This is a genomic window from Myxacorys sp. (assembly GCF_059501405.1).
The window spans coordinates 63,735-78,359 of record NZ_JCACCM010000166.1 but is presented as its reverse complement, the minus strand read 5'-3'; the positions used below and the strand labels follow the sequence as shown (position 1 = coordinate 78,359).

14 protein-coding genes are annotated in these 14,625 nt (G+C 48.3%); 5 read left to right on the top strand and 9 right to left on the bottom strand.

All coding sequences use genetic code 11. The annotated features are described in order from the left end of the window. The first annotated feature begins 145 nt into the window (after window positions 1-145). Window positions 146-640: a hypothetical protein gene (locus AC5I6P_RS23820; protein WP_495696256.1), complete on the top strand. Its 495-nt coding sequence runs from the start codon at window positions 146-148 to the stop codon at window positions 638-640. Between the two features lie 117 nt (window positions 641-757). On the opposite strand, the gene AC5I6P_RS23815 is transcribed toward AC5I6P_RS23820, so the two are convergent. Together AC5I6P_RS23815 and AC5I6P_RS23810 are read right to left on the bottom strand one after the other, a co-directional pair. Then, window positions 758-1,081: a hypothetical protein gene (locus AC5I6P_RS23815; protein ID WP_495696255.1), complete on the bottom strand. Its 324-nt coding sequence runs from the start codon at window positions 1,079-1,081 to the stop codon at window positions 758-760. Window positions 1,082-1,489: 408 nt separating this feature from the next. Beyond that, entirely contained in the window at window positions 1,490-3,670 is a 2,181-nt protein-coding gene (locus AC5I6P_RS23810) for a GumC family protein (RefSeq protein WP_495696254.1), read from the bottom strand. A 221-nt stretch (window positions 3,671-3,891) separates the two neighbouring features. Here AC5I6P_RS23810 and AC5I6P_RS23805 point away from each other — a divergent pair, with 221 nt between their 5' ends. Together AC5I6P_RS23805 and galE are read left to right on the top strand one after the other, a co-directional pair. Then, complete coding sequence (locus AC5I6P_RS23805) at window positions 3,892-4,956, top strand: exopolysaccharide biosynthesis polyprenyl glycosylphosphotransferase (RefSeq protein ID WP_495696253.1); 1,065 nt, start codon at window positions 3,892-3,894, stop codon at window positions 4,954-4,956. Further along, window positions 4,953-6,086 carry a UDP-glucose 4-epimerase GalE gene (gene galE / locus AC5I6P_RS23800; protein WP_495696252.1) on the top strand — a complete coding sequence of 378 codons (1,134 nt, stop codon included), beginning with the start codon at window positions 4,953-4,955 and terminating at the stop codon, window positions 6,084-6,086. The genes AC5I6P_RS23805 and galE overlap by 4 nt, the downstream gene beginning before the upstream one ends. Here galE and trhO read toward each other — a convergent pair. The 3 genes from trhO to AC5I6P_RS23785 form a co-directional block, all read right to left on the bottom strand. Further along, the gene (gene trhO, locus AC5I6P_RS23795) at window positions 6,068-6,883 is read right to left on the bottom strand and encodes an oxygen-dependent tRNA uridine(34) hydroxylase TrhO (protein WP_495696251.1); all 816 of its coding nucleotides are present in this window, start codon (window positions 6,881-6,883) and stop codon (window positions 6,068-6,070) included. The two genes, galE and trhO, sit on opposite strands and share 19 nt — an antisense overlap. Window positions 6,884-6,947: 64 nt before the next feature. Then, window positions 6,948-7,352 (bottom strand): hypothetical protein, encoded by a 405-nt coding sequence (locus tag AC5I6P_RS23790; protein ID WP_495696250.1) that lies wholly within the window; start codon window positions 7,350-7,352, stop codon window positions 6,948-6,950. A 31-nt stretch (window positions 7,353-7,383) separates the two neighbouring features. Continuing rightward, window positions 7,384-8,331: a glycosyltransferase family 2 protein gene (locus tag AC5I6P_RS23785; protein ID WP_495696249.1), complete on the bottom strand. Its 948-nt coding sequence runs from the start codon at window positions 8,329-8,331 to the stop codon at window positions 7,384-7,386. A gap of 239 nt (window positions 8,332-8,570) precedes the next feature. Between AC5I6P_RS23785 and AC5I6P_RS23780 the strand changes: the two genes are divergently transcribed. Beyond that, window positions 8,571-9,776 carry an argininosuccinate synthase gene (locus AC5I6P_RS23780; protein ID WP_495696248.1) on the top strand — a complete coding sequence of 402 codons (1,206 nt, stop codon included), beginning with the start codon at window positions 8,571-8,573 and terminating at the stop codon, window positions 9,774-9,776. A gap of 298 nt (window positions 9,777-10,074) precedes the next feature. On the opposite strand, the gene AC5I6P_RS23775 is transcribed toward AC5I6P_RS23780, so the two are convergent. Next, entirely contained in the window at window positions 10,075-10,728 is a 654-nt protein-coding gene (locus AC5I6P_RS23775) for a DedA family protein (RefSeq protein WP_495696247.1), read from the bottom strand. Between the two features lie 608 nt (window positions 10,729-11,336). Between AC5I6P_RS23775 and AC5I6P_RS23770 the strand changes: the two genes are divergently transcribed. Further along, window positions 11,337-11,717 (top strand): STAS domain-containing protein, encoded by a 381-nt coding sequence (locus AC5I6P_RS23770; protein WP_495696246.1) that lies wholly within the window; start codon window positions 11,337-11,339, stop codon window positions 11,715-11,717. A gap of 126 nt (window positions 11,718-11,843) precedes the next feature. On the opposite strand, the gene AC5I6P_RS23765 is transcribed toward AC5I6P_RS23770, so the two are convergent. From AC5I6P_RS23765 to AC5I6P_RS23755, 3 genes are all read right to left on the bottom strand, one after another. Then, entirely contained in the window at window positions 11,844-12,398 is a 555-nt protein-coding gene (locus AC5I6P_RS23765; protein ID WP_495696245.1) for an Npun_F5560 family protein, read from the bottom strand. Window positions 12,399-12,443: 45 nt separating this feature from the next. Continuing rightward, window positions 12,444-13,445, bottom strand: a complete 1,002-nt coding sequence (locus AC5I6P_RS23760; protein WP_495696244.1) for an NAD(P)/FAD-dependent oxidoreductase — start codon at window positions 13,443-13,445, stop codon at window positions 12,444-12,446. A gap of 348 nt (window positions 13,446-13,793) precedes the next feature. Beyond that, window positions 13,794-14,168 (bottom strand): PadR family transcriptional regulator, encoded by a 375-nt coding sequence (locus tag AC5I6P_RS23755; protein ID WP_495696243.1) that lies wholly within the window; start codon window positions 14,166-14,168, stop codon window positions 13,794-13,796. Window positions 14,169-14,625 lie beyond the last annotated feature (457 nt).

Sequence of the window (14,625 nt, the reverse complement as noted above, 5' to 3'; positions counted from 1 at the left end):
AGAGCGACTCCGCACCTATGATAAGCGGATCCGCTTCAAGGTGTTCATTAAAACCCTACGTGTCGTGAAAATAGACTAGGTTTGAAATGTAGCTTCGTCTTCGTAGCTATGATAGTCAGTAATTACGTTCAAACCTGAGGTCAATATGGTGAAAAAACTATTAGGAAATCCGCTCCTGGGTCTGATGAGCCTTGGAGTCATCGTCAGTGCTGTTGTGGCTGATCGCGCAACCTTACCTGCGATTAGCGCAGAGCGCAACTCCGGAGGAACCGCCCAACCCGCAACGGTGGTCACTCCCGCTCCTGAATCGCAATTTGTTCCCAAAGCCCGGATTCAACTAAACAGCGATCGTACCAACATTACGCTGATTAACAATACCTATGCGACGATCGCCTATCAAGCCGTCGGAGACACGCAGCCCAGAACTCTACAAGGACGAACCCGCGTCACGCTGAAAGGTCTTCGAGCACCTGTAACGCTTACGCTCGATCGCCAAGATGCTGGATTGCTGCTCGTTACGCCTAGACCCTCGGCTACGTCTCCAGAAACATTAGAGGTGTTGTTGGATACGACAACAGATTTAAGCGCTGATGCAACCACGCTCAGAGTCGAGCGAACAGGCTCAGTGTTCTTATATTGATACCTTCTCTACTGCATCACCGAATGGGGAATTCTACGACTTCGTTAAAAGATTAGGAGGTGTGAACATCACACCTCCTAATCTTTAGCTTCAGTGTCAGGTGTGCTTCAGCGTTAGTTATGAGATCGAGTTGCTCACGTTTGAAAGCGCTTTTGCAAGTTGCTGAAGTTTAGAAGCGTCACTTCCAGTTGCAGAGCCAGCAGCAGTTTCGGCTTGAGAACTCAGATCGACCAAAAGCTGTCTCACTCCAGATACTCCACTTCCTCCGCCTGTCAAGGCTAGCTTCAGTTGACCGAGGGTTTCTGCGATCGCGGTTCCCTGTAGCTGCTGTTGCCACGCTTCAATTGCACTCACCGCCGCTTCTGGAGGAATTGAGGTTAAGCCGCCTTGCAGCGCTGCGATCGTGGAATCAATATCTACATTTTGAGTTGTGTCTGCCATAACTAAATTCCCATTAATTTGCAATCGACAACTCGCCATCAAATTGCTTGTAAAAGCTAGATCATAGCTATTGTCAGTTGTGATCTAACTCTAGTGTTTCTTGCAATTAACGTTATATCGTCAGTCTCTAGAATGAAACCGATTACTCTTATTATTTCTAAACATTAGGCTCCAAGATTAAACTCCGAAGTCTCCAGAATGAAACGTGTTGCTCTTATCATTTCTAAACATTAAGCTTCAACTTAAACTCACCCATTCGGGTACTGTCAGTTCGTTCTTCTCTAACTTATGGTGGAACTGTTCGAGCAGTTGCTAGTTAGCAGCTAGGGAAAAGGTTTCGATGCCTAACAAATTAGACGAACCCCTAGCTGCTAACTCTTTCTTGATCATCCTACTTTCTTGATCAGGTTATTTGAAGACCGCTTTGATCCCCTTCTTGTCAGTGCGAGGGGAATTACCGTAGTAGCGATCGCGGTTATAGTAGCTGCCAGATTCATTTTTAGAAGTAATGCCATTGGCAACAATTCCCAACACGTGAGAAGACGCTTGCGAGAATAGCGATGTCATCGTGTGAATAGCATCTGAGTTAACCACTCCTGGACGGATTACTAATAATACGCCATCGGCTAACTTACCCAAGGTTAGACCATCTGCCGTCAGCGCGATCGGAGGTGTATCGATGATGATGAAATCATACTCATCCCGAATCTCTTCTAGAGTATCTGCGATTTGCTGGGAGTTTAAAAGCGCCATTGGGTTAGGTGGAATCGTACCCGCGGTTAGCACGTCTAAGTTGACCAACACTTCCTGAGCGCTTGTCTGACTATTTGCCTGACCTACTAGCACATCGCTGAGTCCTTTTAGATTGGTCAGATTCCAGATATGATGCTGCGTCGGACGCCGCATATCCGCATCGATCAATAAGACTCGTTTCCCCATCTGTGCTGTTGCCACTGCTAAATTTGCTGCAACAAATGATTTCCCTTCTGTAGGCAATGCGCTTGTCACCGTAATCATTTTCAACGACTTGTCGGTTAGCGTAAACCCCAGCGTTGTCTCTAACATTTCAAACGCTGCACTCGCGGGAGAATGAGGATTATCTCGCACGGGTAAAACTGACGAATCAATCTCTTTATTTGGTTTCTGTTCTAGTTGAGGAATGGTTCCTAGCAACGGATAGTCTAAGAACCGTTTTGCCTCTTCGACCGTCTTCACAGACTTATCGATCGCTTCGAGCAAGAGTGCGACCATAAACCCTAGCATCACGCCTACAAACCCACCCAGCAGCAGATTGAGCAAGATACGAGGCGCAACAGGTTTGTCAGGAACGGTCGCGGCTGAGACAATTCGAGCATTGCCGACATTCTGATTTTCAATCACCTGCACTTCTTGCAAGCGTTTAAGCAACTGCTCGTAGGTCGATCGCGCTACTTCTACTTGCCGCTGCAATTCTCCCTGCTGCTGCTCTAGCCGAGGCAATTGGTCGGCTCGTTTTTGATCCGTTGCTAAAGCGGTGGTTAATACCGTGACGCGATCGCGCAGTCCTTGCCGCTCAGCTTGAACTTTCAGTAAGTCTGAGGTGAGCGTTTGCCTCAGTGCTCCCAATTCCAGGTTTTGATCAGGTACAGCTTCGGGTGTTCCTAGAGTTTGAGCGATTCGCGTGTTGAGCTGCGATCGCAGTGCCTCCTCTTTGGCTCTCAAGTTCACAATTTCAGGGTGACTGGGGGTGTAGCGAGTCCGTTCCACCGCTAATTTATCTTGAACTTGTCGGTAGTCTGACAGCACCCGCTGCACGGAATTCGACTGGCTCAATGCCGTTAGAGCCGTTGCTTGAGAGGCAGTAAAGCCCAATTGGCCTTGCAGCAGAATCGATCGCGAGTTCGCGTCTGCAAATTCGGCTTTTGCCTTGGTAATTTCATCTGAGATCTCTTTCAATCCTTCTACTGCGACCTTTGCCTCTTCTCCTAGGGCGACAACGCGGTTTTGCTCTTTAAAGCGCCGCAGCAACAATTCGGTTTGTGAAACTCTCGCCTCGACTTCGGGCAGTTGTTTTGTGATGAATTCTCGTGCGGCAGTGGCTTCAGCCCGATTATTGCGGATGTTGTTCTCTAAATACGTCTGAACGAGAAAATTAACCACGTCGGCTGCTTCTTTGGCGTCAGTGCTGCGGTAAGAAATTCCTAGAATATCGGTTCCACGAACGCTTTTTACCTTGAGTTTTTTGAGAAACTCCTCAATCGAAAGCGGTTTTCCCTCGCGATCGTTGAGGTGCAGTTCTGCGATCGCTTTTCTAGCAAGCGGTTGCGATCGAATAACTTCGGCTTCGGTATCAAGCGGATTACTTAACTGGGTTAAGCCGCTCAGTTCACCGGCTTTCTCAGTGAGACTCGTTAGCGATGACACTCGGCTTGTTTTATTAAACAGGAGCTTTCCCTCACCTTCGTAAGTCGGCTTTTGCAGCAGCGTAAAAGCCGTTGTCAACCCAAATACAGACCCCATTAACAGAGAGGCAGGCAGCCAACGTCGCCTTAAGATCTGCCAATACTGTTGAACATTCACCGAATCTTGGTCAGCGCGAGTCGATTGCATGGCAAGCTCAGTCACGATAGAGAGGATACTTGTATTCCCCATGACTGTGCTTTAACAAGCTTTCCTGAGCATCCGTGTAACTTCTGAAGTGATTTTAGCTGGCTCAGTAGAATTACTATTCTTACGCAGAATTTTCAACAGTAAGGTGAGGTTTTCAAGTTCCAGGGCATCCTAGGTACTAATTCGGTTGTCTCCGTGTTTTTTGCAGGTCGGTGATGCCAATGTCAACAAATAGTATTCGTTCTCTCAGTATTGCAAGTTCGCGATTGGCTCCGCCAAGCTCCGAAGGATCGGTTCTGCCCCACTCGAAAGGAATTCGCTTTGCGAAGCCTCGAAGAGCGCGGGTGCTCTCTCTGCCGCCGCAATGGTTAGTGTTAGGGTCAGACGGCCCTGTTGTTGACGACGCTGTTTCTAAAGTAGAGAAAGCCTTACAAAGCGCCTCACCACTGCTCACAATTACGACTCTCACTCACGGCTCATGCTCAACTGAGGACCTATCCAAGGTGTGGTCAGGGGTAATTGTTACTGAACCGTCTGAGTTAACTGAGCCTCAATCAAGACAATTGATACAACTCCGGTTGCAAGGCATTCCAATATGCGATTTACCAGGATTCTACGAGGCGTTTTACTTAAAATTACCATCTGCTTATTTAACGGCCTCGTGGTTTGTTTTCAACTTTAATCTAGCCTTGGTTTCTAACGGTTTAGTTCAGCATCTGAAACGATTGGTTGACCTATTAGCATCGGTATCGTTGCTAGTGGCTACTGCTCCAATCCTGTTCATTGCTGCGACGCTGATCAAATTAGACAGTCCAGGTTCAATTTTTTATAGCCAAATCCGAACCGGACTGAATCAGGTTCCTTTTCGGGTGTATAAGTTTCGCTCAATGCGTGAGGATGCTGAGACGGTAGGCGCACAGTGGGCGCAGGAAGGCGACTCCCGGATCACGCGAGTCGGGCGCTGGATGCGATTAACCCGAATCGATGAACTGCCGCAACTCTGGAATGTGATTCGGGGAGATATGAGCCTCATTGGGCCGCGCCCAGAGCGTCCTGAATTTGATGCTCAACTGGCTCAAACGATTCCTCATTACCAGTTGCGCTACTGCGTCAAACCGGGAATCACGGGCTGGGCACAAGTGATGTATCCGTATGGAGCATCGGTTGAGGATGCTTACGAAAAGTTGGCGTATGACCTTTACTACATCAAAAACTATTCTGTTTGGTTGGATGTTGCGATCGCAGTGAGAACCGTTCGAGTTATTTTACAGGGCAAGGGCAGATGAAGAAAGTATTGGTCACGGGCGGGGCAGGCTATATCGGTTCGCATGTGGTGCGGCAACTGGGTGAAGCGGGCTACGAGGTGGTAGTGTACGACAACTGTTCGACTGGGGTTGCCTCGTCGGTGTTGTTTGGAAAATTAATCGTTGGCGATTTAGCCGATCTCGATCGACTGTACCAAACGTTCGCTCGTCATCAATTTGATGCTGTTTTACATTTTGCGGCTAGTTTGATCGCTCCAGAATCGGTCGTCAATCCTCTGGACTATTACGCCAACAACACGCGCAACACATTAAATCTTTTGCGCTGCTGTGATGCCTTTGGCATTGATAAATTGATTTTCTCTAGTACTGCCGCCGTGTATGGAGAACCCGGACTCACGCCTGTCACCGAAGGCTGTCCAACCGCGCCAATCAATCCTTACGGACGCTCAAAATTGATGAGTGAGTGGCTCATTCAAGATGCGGCAAATGCGTCTCGGTTGCGCTATGTGATTTTGCGCTACTTTAACGTGGCAGGAGCCGACCCTGGCGGACGCATTGGGCAACTCTCTGCCAATGCAACTCATTTAATTCGCGTGGCGTGCGATGCTGCCCTTAGCCGTAAACCGGGTGTGCGAATTTTTGGAACTGATTTTCCAACGTCCGATGGCACAGGCATTCGAGATTACATTCATGTCGAAGATCTGGCCTCAGCCCATCTAGCTGCTCTCACGTATCTCGAGGCGGAACAGCCGAGCCAGATTCTGAACTGTGGCTACGGTCAGGGATATAGCGTTCGGCAGGTGATCGATCGAGTGAAGGCAATTTCAGGCAGCAATTTCTCGGTAATTGAGACAGAGCGGCGTCCGGGCGATCCAGCGTGTGTCAAAGCGTGCGCAAATAAGATTCGTCAGATTTTGAAGTGGCAACCGCAGTTTGATGATTTAGATACGATCGTGCGCTCTGCCTTGCGATGGGAGCTGCAGCGCGACAATCAGCTTAGGAAGCATCCGCTCGTGGGCGCGATCGCAAAGCGTCTGCATCAGCCTCTGATATTAACCGCTCCCGATTCCCTTGCTGTTATGCCCGACACCGACGACGTGGAGTTAAGCTATTGGTCGTCCCCTTCGATCAATTACGAGCTAGCACAGTAGGGACAAGCAATTCCAGCTTGATAAAGTTCGGTGGTTTGCTCGGTGGGGGAAAGAGGATGTCCGCAGGCACGACACATGACATAAGAGCCGTCTTCGATGCCTTGAGTCACGGCAACGCGCTGATCGAAAACAAAACATTCTCCCTGCCAAAGGCTTTCTTCGGCTGGGACGGCTTCTAGATAGCTGAGAATACCGCCTTTCAGATGATAGACCTCTTCAAATCCCTGAGCCAGCATGAGCGCGGATGCTTTCTCACACCGAATGCCACCCGTGCAGAACATGGCAATCTTCGGGTGTTGCTGCGGATCGAGCTGACTTACGTACTCCGGAAATTGCCGAAACGAAGTGGTTTGAGGATTGTGCGAGCGCTTGAATGTGCCGACACTCACCTCAAAAGCATTCCGAACATCAATCACGGTTACATCCGGGTCGGAAAGTAGGGCGTTCCACTCCTGTGGCTTGACATAGGTTCCGGTTCCCTGACTGGGATCGATCTCTGGCATTCCGAGCGTGACAATTTCTTTTTTTAGCTTCACCTTCATCCGATCGAAGGTGGAAGACTGAGTGATTGATTCTTTGTGCTCTAGATCTGCTAAACGCGAATCGGTCTTTAGAACGGCAAGCAGGTTATGAACGGCAGTAGCATCGCCCGCGATCGTGCCGTTAATGCCTTCTTCTGCTAACAAAATGGTTCCTTTCAACCCCTGCTCCAAACAGTACGTTAGCAGAGGCTCTCGTTTTTCAGCGTAATCCGTGAGCCGCACGAATTTGTGGAAGGTGGCAACGAGTTGAGGCATGGAAAGCAGAGGTATGGAGAATCTAGTTTAACGTTTTGGAGGACGTTTAGCGATTGAACCCGCGTCAGTGCGATCGTTGCCTGCGCCACAGCACAACAGCACAAACCATCCCACACACCGCACCGATTAACAAACTCGCCGGAGCTACAAACACCAGTGACAGATCGGCTTGAGATCGCTTCGGAAAGCCGCCAATCCAAAGTAGAGCAACGGCTCCGATCAGAGCTCCAATCATTGAGCCAAATAGCACCCAACGAAAAGCGGAAACTCGGTTGTCACTGACGAAAGGAGAAACTCCAATCATTCCAACAACCAGCCCCGTGAGGGCTCCGAAACAGGCTCCAAATGTGATCGCGTTTTGGATCAAACTGTAACCGAGAATGAAATACGCTCCGGGTACTACGATCAGCGTTCCGAAAATTGTCCAGACGACTAGAGCGATCGTCACTAGAGCATATCGATTTGGCATAAAGACGTTGAACGTGGAGAACCACAATTATCTAATTCTTCTGAGCGTCAGCATATGCAGCATAAACGCCTTTGACGTTGTACCAGTTGAGAAAAATTCGAGCGACTTCTAATGCTAATTGCGGTTTGCCTTGTTGAATAAGCCACCGCAGTAGAGGAGCCATTGTTTGTTCGTTTAGCAATCCACCCAGCGTCAGCAATCCCCATAGCGTGCGATGAATCCACGTCATCTGGATCATCATTTTCACGTCCCATGTCGGATGCTTTTGGTAGAACAAAACTCCCATTCGACCGCGTTGAATTTCTTTATCGATCAAGCTTGGAATCTGATCTAACGAGAACGCTGGATGCCAGTGATATCCGGCTGCATCAGGGCATTTCACGAGTTTTAAGCCCAGTTTTTTGAGCCGAACGCCAAGTTCGAGATCTTCCCAGCCATAGAGTTGAAATTCGGTATCAAACAGTCCAGCTTCGATCAGCCAATGACGCGCGATCGCAACGTTTCCCGTGGCAAAATACGCCGCCGAAAAATCCGTCACTTTGTAAGGTTCTGATGTCGGACGCTCAAAATTACAGGTATTAATCACCCGCCCGTAGGTAAACAAGCGATCGCTCCCCAAGTCGTGTTGACCCTGAATCAGCGCTTCAGCGTGGGACTTGAGAAAAACATCTGTCACCACTAGGTCGCTATCAATAAAAATAATCGTGTCGCCGTTTGCTTCTTCAACACCCCGATTCCGAGCCGCAGACGGTCCTAAATGCGCTTGGCAAATCAACCGAACGTGAGGAAACGGATCCGATTTAAGCCAATCGACTGTGCCATCGGTCGAACCGTCATCTACGACCACGACTTCGTACGCCGAAAACAGCGGACTTGATACTTGGTCTTCTAGCGATCGCAAGCACTTTTCCAAAATCGGTTTGCGGTTATAGGTGGGAATGACAACACTGAAGTACACGGCTTTCCTCTCAAGCGCCATTGGTTTCATCTCGGTTTTAGCTCAATCAAGGTGTTTTAGCTCAATCAAGGTATAGTCCTCTCTAAAAGACGCCCAACGTCAAGCTCAGTTCCACTTTGGGTTTATCTTCGGGTTCATTGACAAATTTCAATCGCTTATCATTCCTACTAGGTTTAATTCTGTGCATCTCCTAACGGTTGCAATCAACAATTAGCTGCATAATTATAAGCTTGTTGTTCTAATGAAACCGAGGAAACGTCATGGGTCGAGCCAAGAAAGTTGTGCTGGCATATTCAGGTGGGGTAGATACCTCGGTCTGTATCCCCTACCTTAAAGAAGAATGGGGCGTCGAGGAAGTGATCACCTTAGCCGCGGATCTAGGTCAAGGAGATGAACTCGAACCGATTCGCGAAAAGGCACTCAAGTCGGGTGCGTCTCAATCGCTGGTCGCAGATGCAACGCAAAGCTTTGTCAAAGATTACGCGTTTCCTGCCATTCAAGCCAATGCACTTTATGAAAATCGCTATCCGCTCTCAACGGCGCTGGCTCGCCCATTAATTGCGAAGCTGCTCGTTGATGCCGCCAAAGAATATGGAGCGGATGCCGTAGCGCATGGCTGCACTGGAAAAGGGAACGATCAAGTCCGATTTGATGTGTCGATCGCGGCCCTCAACCCCGATCTCAAAGTTCTTGCGCCTGCTCGTGAATGGGGTATGAGCCGCGAAGAAACCATCGCGTATGGCGAGCGGTACGGCATTCCCTCCCCAGTCAAAAAATCGTCTCCGTACAGCATCGATCGCAACTTGTTGGGGCGCAGTATCGAAGCCGGACCGCTCGAAGACCCGATGACCGAACCGCTCGAAGAAGTTTACTTAATGACCAAAGCGATCGCTGATACCCCAAACGAACCGGAATATGTAGAGATTGGATTTGAGCGAGGCATCCCGATTAGTCTAGACGGGCAGCCCCTTAACCCTATTGATTTGCTGACGCAACTGAACGATCGTACCGGCAATCACGGCATCGGACGCATCGACATGATTGAAAATCGGCTCGTCGGCATCAAATCTCGTGAGATTTATGAAGCGCCTGCATTGCTGACGCTAATTCACGCCCACCGGGATTTAGAAAGCCTAGCCTTGACTTCTGATGTGATGCACTACAAGCGTGGAATCGAGGAAACCTACTCTCAAATTGTCTACAACGGCTTGTGGTACAGTCCCCTAAAAGAGGCGCTAGATGCGTTCATTTCCAAAACTCAAGAGCGAGTCACAGGATCAGTTCGGATTAAATTGTTCAAAGGGAATGCCATGATCGTCGGTCGGCGGTCGGCTCATTCTCTGTACACGCCAGACCTAGCAACCTACAGTTCAGACGACAAGTTCGACCACAAAGCAGCGGAAGGGTTCATCTACGTTTGGGGCTTGCCGACTCGCGTTTGGTCGCAGAATCTTGGCAACAAGTAGACGCTCTACCCTCAACAGATAAAACCAGATTTGATTTATCAGAGGCATCCCACACAGGGTATGCCTCTCTTTAGTTTTAGGTTAACAGACAAGAGTTTTAGGTTAACAGACAAGTTTTAGGTCAACAAACATCAGGACAGAAGCAACCAGCTCTTCTCTGCAACGGGATTCTATAGCGGCATAGCACACGCTTTTGATCACACTCCGCGCCTTGCAAAGTGCCTCCAAGCAGCATTCTTACATCTGGTGGTCTGTTACAAAATTCGCTGCGAATAGCCAAGTCTTGAGAACTTAGGAATTACTCGCTGTCGCCTGAAACCGGGGGGTCAGCGATCGTTTGTTTAGCTTTGCGAGACTCCAACCAAAGCGGCACCGCAATCCAGGCCACAACTAGAAGCAACGCCACTGCACCAAACTGAGAGGCCAAAGTGACTAGCTTCTCAAGCGGCACAAGCTGACCCGCAAAAAATGCCAGCGTCACCATCACCGATGCCCAAGAAATGGCTCCAGTCACGTTGTAGAGCGTGAACTTCCAGTAAGGCATCTCTGCAATTCCCGCTAGTGGACTAGCAAAAATTCTCAGCAATGCAATAAAGCGACCTAGAAAAACCGCTTTTCCTGCATTCTGAGTAAACTGATTCTTTAACTCTTGCAGTTGTGTTTCTTGAAAACGGAAAATGCTGCCTAGCCTCAGCAACAACGCCCATCCACCGAGCCGACCGATCCAGTAACCGAAATTGCCCCCGATCGCAGCTCCAAGCGCCGCATCTCCGAGAACAAGCCAATAATTTAAGCGATCGCTGCCTGCGAGAAAACCGCCCACGATCGTGACCGTTTCCCCCGGAATCGGCAACCCCAAATTTTCAAGTAAAATCCCGAAAAAAATAGCCCAGTAACCGTACTGCTGAGCGATTTCTTGGATGGCTTCTGGCGAGAGAAAGTCGAGTGACATTAGAGCAACCTTTACAAAGCTTCATCCTTCTCTCTGATCTTGACGTAGGTTTACTGATTGTGTCAATGCCGAAATTTCAGTGGGGCAATAGTGAGCCTTGCCAAGTTTTGCAAAATCACAGTTTCAGCAAAGTTATGCGAAGAATGAAGCGTGATGAAACCAGAGTTTGAAAGTTTGCCACGTAAAGTAGCGAATCAAGAAGTAGGGAATACTTAAAAAGGCGGGTTACAAATCCCAAATCCTTCTGCCTGTAACCTTCGTGCAACTTTTCATTAAAGACTTCATTAAAACTAGAAAGCAGTTAGAGGAGGCATAAAGTTTCCATAAACCTTTTGAAATCCTGCATACGCCAATGGAACTTAGTTCCTATAGTGGAGACGCCAACTTCAGTTTCAGTAAATCTACTGGAATCGAGCCTTCAGTACGTAACATTACTGTGCATCCGGCCTAAATTATCTTCTACACACACAAGTGTTACGTAGACATAAGCAACAGTAGCAGCTAATCGCCTGTCTTAGACGGGCACAATCAGAAATCTAGCAAAAATCTGGCATTGTGCAGGGTGTTTGATGGAGGGGTTGAGGAGTAATACATACGGGGACGACGTTATGGCTTTAGCTAACAACCGCGAAGAAATCTTGCTACAGCCTCGTGGTCGTCTAGATTCGCGAGGAGCAAAGTGGTTACAGCAGCAGCTAGAGTCTATCGCTCCAAGATGCTACAAACTCTGGATTATTGATTTGTCCAGCGTAGAGTTTATCGATAGCTCTGGGCTGATTGCCCTTGTATCAGGGCTAAAGGTGGCCACTGAGGCAGGTGCAAGGCTAATCTTATGCGGCTTGCATCCTTCAGCAAAATTAATCTTTGACATTACACAACTCGATCGAGTCTTCACCATTTTTGAGAACTATGATGCGTTGCTCCTGTCATTGCAAGTCTCTGAAGAGACTGGGTCCGCTCTAGAAGTGGCTTGCTCTCCTAGGGCTTGATCAAATCCTAGGGCTTGATCAAAGTAGAGACGTCTGTGGTAACACTTTGCAAAGCGTTACCACAGACGCTAACCTCTCTCATGACGGGCGTTGCCTCTAAGCAAGCTGAAACCCAAGCATCGACCTTTAGGCATTACCAAGGCTAGGGAGCGAAAGGTCACCTCGCGAGAAACTGGGTAAATCTAAGTCAGAGGCACGGCGATTCTTTACTGCTAAGCGGTAGCTCACGCTCTGTAGCTCCGCATGGAGTTGACGATTCTCGCGCTGAATCATCGCCACTTTCTCTTTTACCGGAGCCATCCGTTCCGCAAACTTTTGCCGATAAATCTTAGGCAGTTCCTGCACAACTTGCTCTAGCATTCTAGAGCGCTCCGTCAGTTCTTCGACCGATTGCTTGGACTGCTGAAGCTCCGTGTTTTGCTCTTCGATTCTCCCCTGATAAAACGTCACCTGCTCTTCAATCTCATGAAGCTGTTTGCGCAGGGCGCACATTTCAGCGAGATGTCGTTCTGAAGGTTCACTATGGCTAGGAGCCGCAGCAGCACTGGCATTAACGTTTCCTTTCACTAAGCGGAATAGTTCTTGCGACAGTTGTTGCACCAACTGATCGCGCATCTGCAATTCTTCTTGCAGACGCACCACTTCAGCCTGAAATTCTTGGGGACGGGGGATATCAGTCACGATAGAGGTACTCCGTTGTTGACTAAATTTTGCTGGCTAAATTTGCTATTTCGCTTGAGTCAGTTGAACATGCTCTTCCCATAGACGGGGAGAAGATGCTCGACGAATATCTCGCCAAATTGCAGTTGCAGCCAATGTACCATCTGCAACCGCAATTGAAACTTGATTTAGTCCTTCTTTGAGGTCACCAAGAGCAAAAATTCGAGGGTGAGATGTCCGACACATATCGTCTGTGACTAGATTGCCGCCTTTCCAATCTAGGTCAAGCCCTTGCAAGTACTGATTGTAAAAATGAGAACCCATTGAGATGAGCCCTGTCTCTAATTCTACGGTGGTTCCATCAGTCAGTTCTACGCCCGTCATATGATGATTCTCTCCGAGGAATCGACGTAGGGGAGTTTCGATGAGTGGATAACCGTGGGCTTTGAGCTTGTCTCGCATGTCTTGACCAACCTCGCACAGCCCTTGCGTAAACACTGTGATGTACGGCGTAAACCAGTTCAAGACGAAGGCAGTATTAATCGCCGCTTCAGAATTAACGAATAGCCCGCACTTTTGATCTGCCATGTCGTAGCCATCGCAAATCAGGCAAACATGGAGATTGTATCCGGCATAATCAAATACATTTTGCTGATCTTCTAACTGCGGCAGATGATCGATGATGCCACTAGCAGACACTAAATATTTAGAGCGAAAGACAGGATAGCAGTCGCCCGTTTTGCCAACTTTGACCTTGACCGCAAATGTGTCTCCTTCGTCTGTCACCTGTTCTACAAACCCTGGAAGGTAATCTCCACCCACGGACAGCACGTGAGATTGTCCTTGCTGTAATAGAGTTCTTCCGGAGGTTTCGGGAGGCAATCCTAGATAATTGCGAAGCTCTTGCATCCAGAACGATCGCCCACGTCCTTTTTCTATGACTAAAGTAGATAACCGATAGCGTTGTAGATAGATGGCGGCAGATAAACCTCCGGCACCTCCGCCCACGACGATCGCATCATAAACGTGGTCAAGCCGCTCTTCGAGATTTTTCTTGGAAAGCTTCATAGTAATTCGCTATGTGTAATTCGCAATTGATGGAGCTTACTCACAGGTTTTAGTGTGGTAGCCATGATTTAATTCTAATTTGATTATTTTGCGAGCAGGTTTGAGGAAATCTTAAACCTGGAGATTTCCTCAACTTTTGGCTCTACCGTTTTGAGACCGCTCGCTGTGCACAGTCATTAGGATTAAGAGAGATACTTTGCATCTGCTGTAAAGCGTCTCTCGTCTTTAGCTTGGCGCGGTACTAGTAGAGAAGTTTGTCAAACCTAGATTGATGGGTTTGGAAAGGGACACCGTAGGCGTCCCTACTTTGACAAAGCGCTCTTTGACGAAGCGCTCTTTGACGAAGCACTAGGTAGGTTTGGTGGACTGATACTCTACGTTTTCTGAGTGTTCCGCATACTGGTGCCACAGTTGAGCCAAACTATGAGCCTTGTCCCTCTTCTCCGATTGAATCTGATACATTCGGCGCGGACGCCCTCGCCCCTCAACTTTCTTCCAGTAGGAAGTAACCATTTCTTCCCGTTCTAAAAATTTAAGTGCCGCACATAATACTGTGTCCGACAGCCTGTATTTGGGATGTTGTGTTTCTAGCTGCTGAATCAATTCGGTTCCGTATGAATGTTGCTCACACAAGACTCTGAGGATGTAGCAGACTGCCAACTCTTGGTTGAGAAAGATCGGTTGTGGAGCCTGAAAAAACTGATAGATGTCTTGAATTCTCATCTTGCTCCTCCGAACGTTGGGGTCAGAGTAGTGACAGTAATGGAGCGGAGACAAGCAGAGCGATTGGTTTCTCTATCTGAGAGCAAATGACGAACCATAAAATGACGAACCATAAATGGTGGAAATACAATTAAGCACAGTAGTTTGCAGGTTAGATTCCCAACGAAGGCAGTTAGGAAAACCTTAAAACAGTTTTGGAACATTATATTGGGCGTGGTTTCCCCAAAGTTGTGCCTTGTGCTAGTTATGTTTGTGACTACGCGAGAATACTGACTAATTGGGTTTGAAGCAGCACAAAACCCGATTGGTGGCAAGCTTCCAAGGAGTGTCTGACTTCCACACATGAAAGCGCGATACTTCGGAAATTAGACAAGACTTTCAAGTTGCGCGGTTAGCGCTAAGGCGACTCCGAAGAAACCGCAGGGTGAATAAAGTAACGCAGTAATCGTTTGTGTGC

Coding starts and splice junctions, on each gene's coding strand:
- AC5I6P_RS23820 (WP_495696256.1), top strand. CDS start 146: ATGGTGAAAAAACTATTAGGAAATCCGCTCCTGGGTCTGATGAGCCTT.
- AC5I6P_RS23815 (WP_495696255.1), bottom strand. CDS start 1,081: ATGGCAGACACAACTCAAAATGTAGATATTGATTCCACGATCGCAGCG.
- AC5I6P_RS23810 (WP_495696254.1), bottom strand. CDS start 3,670: ATGCAATCGACTCGCGCTGACCAAGATTCGGTGAATGTTCAACAGTAT.
- AC5I6P_RS23805 (WP_495696253.1), top strand. CDS start 3,892: ATGTCAACAAATAGTATTCGTTCTCTCAGTATTGCAAGTTCGCGATTG.
- galE (WP_495696252.1), top strand. CDS start 4,953: ATGAAGAAAGTATTGGTCACGGGCGGGGCAGGCTATATCGGTTCGCAT.
- trhO (WP_495696251.1), bottom strand. CDS start 6,883: ATGCCTCAACTCGTTGCCACCTTCCACAAATTCGTGCGGCTCACGGAT.
- AC5I6P_RS23790 (WP_495696250.1), bottom strand. CDS start 7,352: ATGCCAAATCGATATGCTCTAGTGACGATCGCTCTAGTCGTCTGGACA.
- AC5I6P_RS23785 (WP_495696249.1), bottom strand. CDS start 8,331: ATGGCGCTTGAGAGGAAAGCCGTGTACTTCAGTGTTGTCATTCCCACC.
- AC5I6P_RS23780 (WP_495696248.1), top strand. CDS start 8,571: ATGGGTCGAGCCAAGAAAGTTGTGCTGGCATATTCAGGTGGGGTAGAT.
- AC5I6P_RS23775 (WP_495696247.1), bottom strand. CDS start 10,728: ATGTCACTCGACTTTCTCTCGCCAGAAGCCATCCAAGAAATCGCTCAG.
- AC5I6P_RS23770 (WP_495696246.1), top strand. CDS start 11,337: ATGGCTTTAGCTAACAACCGCGAAGAAATCTTGCTACAGCCTCGTGGT.
- AC5I6P_RS23760 (WP_495696244.1), bottom strand. CDS start 13,445: ATGAAGCTTTCCAAGAAAAATCTCGAAGAGCGGCTTGACCACGTTTAT.
- AC5I6P_RS23755 (WP_495696243.1), bottom strand. CDS start 14,168: ATGAGAATTCAAGACATCTATCAGTTTTTTCAGGCTCCACAACCGATC.